This window comes from Cupriavidus necator (genome assembly GCF_040578825.1).
GTDB classification, from domain to species: Bacteria; Pseudomonadota; Gammaproteobacteria; order Burkholderiales; family Burkholderiaceae; genus Cupriavidus; species Cupriavidus necator_E.
This window is the reverse complement of the sequence record NZ_JBEFLI010000033.1, coordinates 69172-76215: the sequence shown is the minus strand read 5'-3', so window position 1 is coordinate 76215 and position 7044 is coordinate 69172. Positions and strand designations below refer to the sequence as shown.

Sequence of the window (7044 nt, the reverse complement as noted above, 5' to 3'; positions counted from 1 at the left end):
CCTCCGGAGCCGCGGGGGCTCGGACATGTGTAAAAGACACACCACCCCGATGGGGAACCCCCTCTCCCGCTCGCGGGTGTGGGTCGGGGAGAGGGCCAGGCCGTCGCGCACCAAAACGCCATATCGCGAGGCATGCGCCTGCCCCGCCCCTACTCCGCCTTGGCCCCCGACTCCTTCACCACCTTCGCCCACTTCGCGATCTCCTGGCGCTGGTACGACGCCAGCCTCTCCGGCGCACCCAGGATCGGATCCAGCCCCAGCGTCTTCAGCTTGGCCTGCACTTCCGGCAGCGTAAAGATGCGGTTGAGTTCCGCATTCAACTTGCCCACCACCTCCTTCGGCGTATTGGCCGGCGCGAACACCGCGAACCACGAATCCGCTTCAAAGCCCGGCAGGCCCTGCTCGGCCAGCGTCGGGATATCCGGCGCCGACGCCGAGCGCTTCGCGCTGGTGATGCCCAGCGCGCGCAGCTTGCCTTCGCGCACCACCGGCAGCGCCGACGGCAGGTTGTCGAACATCATCGTGATATGGCCGCCGAGCAGGTCGGGGATGGCCATGGCGCGGCCCTTGTAGGGCACGTGCGTGATCTTGACGCCGGCCATCGAATTGAACATCTCGCCCGCCACGTGCGGTGAGGTGCCGACGCCGGGCGTGCCGAAGGTAAGCGTCCCCGGCTTCGATTTCGCCAGCGCGGTCAGCTCGGCCACGTTCTTTGCCGGCACGCCGGGGTTGACCACCAGCACGTTGGGCGTCGAGGCGATCAGCATGACCGGGGCAAAGTCCCTGACCATGTCGTACTGCATCTTGCTGTACAGCGCGCCGTTGATCGAATGCGTGCCCACGGTGCCGAGCGCCAGCGTATAGCCGTCGGCCGGCGCGTGCGCCACCGCCTCGGCGCCGATATTGCCGCCCGCGCCGGGCTTGTTGTCCACGATCACGGGCTGGCCCCACGACGGCGAGATCTTCTCGGAAACGATGCGCGCCAGCGTGTCGGGCGCGCCGCCGGTGGGGAAGCCGACCACGATCCGGATGGGCTTGGCGGGCCAGGTTTGCGCTAGCGCGGGGGCCGCGCCGACCAGCGCGGATGTGACCAGCATTGCCGCAGCAACAACGGTGCCGAAACGCATGCAATCTCCTCCTGTTGCCGGCGACTGCATGGCCGCCGGACTGTGTGAAGACGGCGGCCGTGCAGCCGCCGTCGGAACCTGCGCCGGGAGTGCCGACCCTATACCGCGATGCCGCCGAACTCCTGCATCACCTTGTCATGCAGGCGCCGCATGCCGCGCAGCCAGCGGTCGTAGTCCTGGCCCTTGCGGCGATAGTACTCAAGCACTTCGCGGTGCGGCAAGATCAGGAAGCGTTCATCGGCCACGCCCTCCAGCGTGACCGCGGCCACGTGCTCGGCCGTGACCGAGCCCTCTTGCAGGAAGCCCTTGCGCTCGCCCTTCTCGCCGAACAGCATATTGGTCTGCACGCCTTGCGGACAGATGCAGCTCACCCTGATGCCACGGTCGCCGTAGGTGATCGACAGCCATTCGGCAAAGCCGATCGCCGCATGCTTGGTCACCGCATACGGCGCCGAGCCGATCTGCGACAGCAGCCCGGCCGCCGACACCGTGTTGACGAAGTAGCCGTCGCCGCGCTCCAGCATCTGCGGCAACACCGCACGCGCCGCGTGGATATGCGCCATCACGTTGATTTCCCAGATGCGCTGCCACTCGTCGGCGCTCGCTTCCAGTCCCTTGCGCAGGATGATGCCGGCGTTGGAGCAGAAGATGTCGACCTGGCCGAAGCGGCGCGTGGCCTCGTCGACCAAGGCCTGCACCGCGGCGGCATCGGCCACGTCGAGCGGCTGCGAGAATACCTGGCACGCCGGCGCCGCGGCCTCCACCTCGGCGGCGACCTTCGCGGCGCCGTCCGCGTTCAGGTCGGCCACGGCCACGCCGCGTGCGCCCGCCTGGGCAAAGGCCAGCGCCAGCGCGCGCCCGATGCCGGTGGCCGCACCGGTCACCACGACGGTCTTGTTGCGTACTTCCATGGGTTGTCTCCTCGTTGATGTCGATTGCGCGTCAGTCGTTGGCCGGATGCGCGTCGTGGCCCGGTGCCGACGCGAAGCGGGCCGAGCCGCGCGCGCCGCCCGCCTGCCACAGCCGCGTCTGCAGCGTCTCGGCCAGTTCGCGCACGCGCGGGCCCAGGTTGCCTTCCAGGATTTCCGGCGACAGCCGCGCCGCGGCGCCGCCGATATTCAGCGCGAGCACCTCGCTGCTGCCCGCCAGCCGCAATGGTGCTGCCGCGCCGCTGACGGTGCGGTCCCATTCGGCGTGCGCCACGCAGAAGCCGCGCCGCTTGTGGTCGCAGAGCGCGCGCTCGATGCCGGCGCGCACACCGGGCCAGCGTGCGCCGTAGTGGCGCGCCAGCTCGGCCAGCGCGGCGTCGCGGTGATCGGCATCGAGCCCCGCCAGCCAGGCGCGGCCGATCGCCGAGGTCGCCATCGGCAGGCGCGCGCCCGGCGCCAGCCGGATCACCAGCGCGCCGCGCGGCTGGCAGCTTTCCAGGTAGACCATGGCGTGCCGGTCGGGCATCGCCAGCGCCACCGTGCAATCGGTGGCGAACGCCAGCGACTGCATCAGCGGCTGCGCGATTTCGCGGATGCCGGCGCCGGCCACATAGCGGTGGCCCAGCACCATCGCGCCCTGCCCGAGCCGGTATTTCTCCGTGTCTTCGATATACGTGAGGTAGCCGAGCGTCGCCAGCGTGTAGGTGAGGCGCGATACCGTCGGGCGCGGGATGCCGGTGCGCCGCGACAGCTCGGCATTGCCCAGGTAATCGTCCTGCGGCCCGAAGGCGCGCAGCAGCTCCATGCCACGCGCCAGCGCCGTGACGAAGTTGCGGTCGTCGGTACAGCCGGGACCCGGCTGCGCGTCGGCCGGCGCCAGCGTGTGCGCGGCGTCGGGCGGCGGCATCGGGATAGTGGTGGTGCGCTTCATTGGCAGGGCGTCAGCAAGAGAAACATTAGATAGCAGCTTCCCACCCGCCCCACGCACCGCTATGTAGCGAAAACATAGGGGTCATATGCGCCGTCGATGGCGCCGGGTAAGCCCGCTCGGGACTTACCCGGAGGCTTGCTGCGCGCTATTTCGCTGTGCGGAATACTCGGCCGCTTTCCTTGACGATGCCGCAAAGCCTATGCAACAGTCGGTGAAAACGAACGACCGTGCGGGAATACTCCCGACACCTCGTCACCGGTTCGCAGCACCGCCCTCCACGCATCGACGTCGGAAGGCGGGCGGCGGCCCGGCTTGCCGGGCGGCCATTGCGCCGCATCGCAAAGGAGACACAGCCATGCAGCATCTGCAATACGCATCCGCACCCCCGCACCGTGATTTCCACGGCGCGCTTCCGGCCACGGTACCGCGCCCATGCAACGGCGCGCGCGCACCGGCGCTGCCGCCCGCCTGATCCTCGCCCCCCCCCCGATTCCTGACCGCGGCCGCGCCTGGCGCCGCCGCGACGGAGCACGCACGGCCTGCGCGCCGGCGCGTGCATGGTTTTCCCGAACCGCACGAGGTACCCCTGTGGCATTGTTCCTTCAACAGATCTTGAATGGCCTGACGCTGGGCGGCGTGTACAGCCTGGTGGCGCTGGGCCTGACGCTGGTCTACGGCATCCTGCACGTGCCCAACTTCGCGCACGGCGCGTTCTACATGGCCGGCGCCTACGTCTCGTACTACCTGATGACGTCGCTCGGCGTGAACTACTGGCTGGCGATGCTGGGCGCGGCGCTGGTGGTCGCGGTGCTGTCCATGCTGGCCGACCGGCTGGTGTTCCACCCGCTGCGCAATTCGCCCGAACTGCACGACATGATCGCGGCGATCGGCATCCTGCTGTTCCTCGAAGCCGGCGCACAGGCGCTGTGGGGCGCCGACTTCCACCGCATGCCGACGCCGTACGGACAGATCGTCGATATCTTCGGCCTGACGGCACCGCTGCAGCGCCTCTTGATCATCGGCGCCGCCTTTACGCTGATGGTTCTGCTGCACCTGTTCCTCACGCGCACCATGACCGGCGCCACCATCATGGCGATGGCGCAGAACCGCGAGGGCGCGGCGCTGGTCGGCATCGATGCCGCGCGCGTGAAACTGCTGGTGTTCGCCATCTCCGGCGCGCTCGCCGCGATCGCCGCCACGCTGTATGCGCCGATCAACCTGGTCTACCCCAGCATGGGCAACCTGGTGATCACCAAGGCCTTCGTCATCATCATCCTCGGCGGCATGGGCAGCATCCCCGGCGCCATCGTCGGCGGGCTGATCATCGGCATGGCCGAGAGCTTCGGCGGCTTCTACGTATCCACCGACTACAAGGACATCATCGCCTTCGTGCTGCTGGTGGTGATCCTGTCGATCCGGCCGCAGGGCCTGTTTGCCGGCAAGGCCGCCTGAGGAGAACCACGATATGAAAGCACTGCAAGGAAAAACCGGCTGGATGCTGCTGCTGGCACTGGCCATCGCCTTCCCGCTGATCACGCCCAACAGCTACTACCTGACGGTGATGACGCTGGCATTTATCTATGCCATCGCCACGCTGGGGCTGAACCTGATCACCGGCTATACCGGCCAGCTCAACCTGGCGCACGGCGGCTTCATGGCGATCGGCGCCTATACGCTGGGGATCCTGACCGTCGATCACCAGGTGCCGTTCTGGCTGGCCTTCGCGCTGGCCGGCGTGATCTGCATGGCGCTGGGCTATGTGGTGGGCGTGGTGTCGCTGCGGCTCAAGGGCCATTACTTCTCGATCTTCACCATGTGCATCGGCTACATCATCTACCTGCTGATCGAGAAGTGGGAAAGCCTGACGCATGGCACGGTGGGGCTGATCGGCATTCCGGTGCCCGCGGCGATCGGACCGCTCGCGTTCGACAGCGTGCAGGCGCAGTACTACCTGGTGCTGTTCTTCCTGGCGGTGGGCACCTTCCTGATGCACCGCATCGTCACCTCGCTGCTGGGACGCAGCTTCATGGCCGTGCGCAACAGCGATGCGCTGGCCGAGGCGCTGGGCATCAACCTGATGCGTACCAAGGTGCTGTCGTTCGTGCTGTCGGTGGGGTACGCGGGCTTTGCCGGCGCGCTGTATGCCGGGCAGGTGCGCTTCCTGGGCCCGGACATCGCCCGCACCGACCTGACCTTCGACATGGTGATGTCGATGCTGGTGGGCGGCATCGGCACCATCTTCGGCCCGCTGCTGGGCGCGGTGCTGGTGCCGTGGATCACGCAGTCGCTGCAGTTCATGCAGGACTACCGCATGCTGGTGTTCGGCCCGGTGCTGGTCCTGCTGATCATCTTCGTGCCGGATGGCATCGTGGGTTCCTACCTGAAGAAGCAGGCACGCAAGGCCGCCGCCGCGCGCCGCGGCAAGCTGGCGCCGCCTGCCGCTGCCAGCAACGCACCTTCTGTCCCGACCACCCGCGCCGGAGCCGACCATGCTTGAGATCCGCAACCTGACCAAGACATTCGGCGGACTGACCGCGGTGCACGATGTCTCGGTGACCTTCGAGCCCGGGCATATCAACGCCATCATCGGCCCCAACGGCGCGGGCAAGACCACCTTCTTCAACCTGGTGGCGGGCACGCATGCGCCCAGCGCCGGCCAGATCCTGTTCAAGGGCCAGGACATTGCCGGCCTGCGCGCCGACCAGATCGCGCGCCTGGGCGTGGCCCGCACCTTCCAGGCCACCGCGCTGTTCGACCGCGCCACGGTGCTCGACAACCTGATCGTCGGCCATCGGCTGCGCACGCTCTCCGGCCTGCGCGACGTGCTGTTCAACACGCGCCGGCTGCGCGAAGAGGAGCGCCTGTGCCGCGACAAGGCCGAAGCGGCGCTCGACTTCGTCGGCCTGTCGCACCTGGCGCACGAGGTCGCCGCGGATATCACGCAGGAGGCGCGCAAGCGCGTCGCGTTTGCGCTGGCGCTCGCCACCGACCCGGAACTGCTGCTGCTCGACGAACCCGCCGGCGGCGTCAACCCCGAAGAGACCGTGGGCCTGGCGGAGCTGATCCGCAAGATGGTGCGCCATGGCAAGACCGTCTGCCTGATCGAACACAAGATGGACATGATCATGCGCCTGGCCGACAAGATCATGGTGCTGAACTACGGCGAGAAGATCGCCGAAGGCACCCCCGCGCAGATCCAGCAGGATCCGCATGTCATCGAGGCCTACCTGGGAGCCGACCATGTTGCAGCTTGAACGCGTCTCGCTGTCGTACGGCAGCTTCCGCGCCCTGGACAACATCACGCTGCACGCCGGCGCCGGCGAGCTGGTGGTGCTGCTGGGCGCCAACGGCGCCGGCAAGAGCTCGATCTTCCTGGCAATGAGCGCGATCCACCGTATCAGCGGCGGCAGCATGCGCTTTGACGGGCGCGAGCTGTCGGGCATGAAGCCGTCGCAGATCGTGCAGACCGGGCTGGTGCATTGCCCCGAGGGCCGCAAGCTGTTCCCGGCGATGAGCGTGGAGAAGAACCTGGTGCTGGGTGCGTATGTGCATCGACGCGACGGCGCCGGCATCCGCAAGACGCTGGAGGAGGTCTACGAGCTGTTCCCGATCCTGCGCCAGAAGAAGGACGATCCGGCCGGCTCGCTGTCAGGCGGGCAACAGCAGATGGTGGCGCTGGGACGCGCGCTGATGAGCCGGCCGCGCGCGCTGCTGCTCGACGAGCCGTCGCTGGGGCTGGCGCCGCTGGTGGTGAAGCAGATGTTCGAGATCATCCAGCGCATCAACCGTGCCGGCACCACGGTGCTGCTGGCGGAGCAGAACGCGTATGCGGCGCTGGGGATCGCGCATCGGGCGTATGTGATCGAGAGCGGGCGGATCGTGATGGAGGGGGATCGGGATACGTTGTTGAGGGATGAGGGGATACGGAAGGCGTATATCGGGGGGTAGCGCCGGAATTACTGACCGTGTGCTCCCTCTCCCGCTTGCGGGAGAGGTGAGCAAACAAGCGGTGGATCAGACATAGCAGACATAACAAGCGCAGTACTTTCAGGAGACA

7 protein-coding genes are annotated in these 7044 nt (G+C 67.7%); 4 read left to right on the top strand and 3 right to left on the bottom strand.

Annotated features, from left to right (window positions below; all coding sequences use genetic code 11):
- Positions 1-149 precede the first annotated feature (149 nt).
- The 3 genes from AB1I47_RS17735 to AB1I47_RS17725 all read right to left on the bottom strand — a co-directional run bounded on the left by AB1I47_RS17735 (position 150) and on the right by AB1I47_RS17725 (position 2987).
- A complete protein-coding gene (locus tag AB1I47_RS17735; protein WP_354685050.1) occupies positions 150-1127 on the bottom strand; it encodes a Bug family tripartite tricarboxylate transporter substrate binding protein in 978 nt (325 codons plus the stop codon).
- A 98-nt stretch (positions 1128-1225) separates the two neighbouring features.
- Positions 1226-2038, bottom strand: a complete 813-nt coding sequence (locus AB1I47_RS17730; protein WP_354685049.1) for an SDR family oxidoreductase — start codon at positions 2036-2038, stop codon at positions 1226-1228.
- A 31-nt stretch (positions 2039-2069) separates the two neighbouring features.
- On the bottom strand, positions 2070-2987 hold the full coding sequence (locus AB1I47_RS17725; RefSeq protein ID WP_354685048.1) for an IclR family transcriptional regulator: 918 nt from the start codon (positions 2985-2987) through the stop codon (positions 2070-2072).
- A 588-nt stretch (positions 2988-3575) separates the two neighbouring features.
- Between AB1I47_RS17725 and AB1I47_RS17720 the strand changes: the two genes are divergently transcribed.
- The 4 genes from AB1I47_RS17720 to AB1I47_RS17705 are packed head-to-tail and all read left to right on the top strand — an operon-like array spanning position 3576 to position 6935.
- Entirely contained in the window at positions 3576-4439 is an 864-nt protein-coding gene (locus tag AB1I47_RS17720) for a branched-chain amino acid ABC transporter permease (protein ID WP_354685047.1), read from the top strand.
- A gap of 13 nt (positions 4440-4452) precedes the next feature.
- On the top strand, positions 4453-5484 hold the full coding sequence (locus tag AB1I47_RS17715; protein WP_354685046.1) for a branched-chain amino acid ABC transporter permease: 1032 nt from the start codon (positions 4453-4455) through the stop codon (positions 5482-5484).
- The gene (locus AB1I47_RS17710) at positions 5477-6241 is read left to right on the top strand and encodes an ABC transporter ATP-binding protein (RefSeq protein WP_354685045.1); all 765 of its coding nucleotides are present in this window, start codon (positions 5477-5479) and stop codon (positions 6239-6241) included. Before AB1I47_RS17715 ends, AB1I47_RS17710 begins: the two co-directional genes overlap by 8 nt.
- Positions 6228-6935 (top strand): ABC transporter ATP-binding protein, encoded by a 708-nt coding sequence (locus tag AB1I47_RS17705; RefSeq protein WP_354685044.1) that lies wholly within the window; start codon positions 6228-6230, stop codon positions 6933-6935. The genes AB1I47_RS17710 and AB1I47_RS17705 overlap by 14 nt, the downstream gene beginning before the upstream one ends.
- Positions 6936-7044 lie beyond the last annotated feature (109 nt).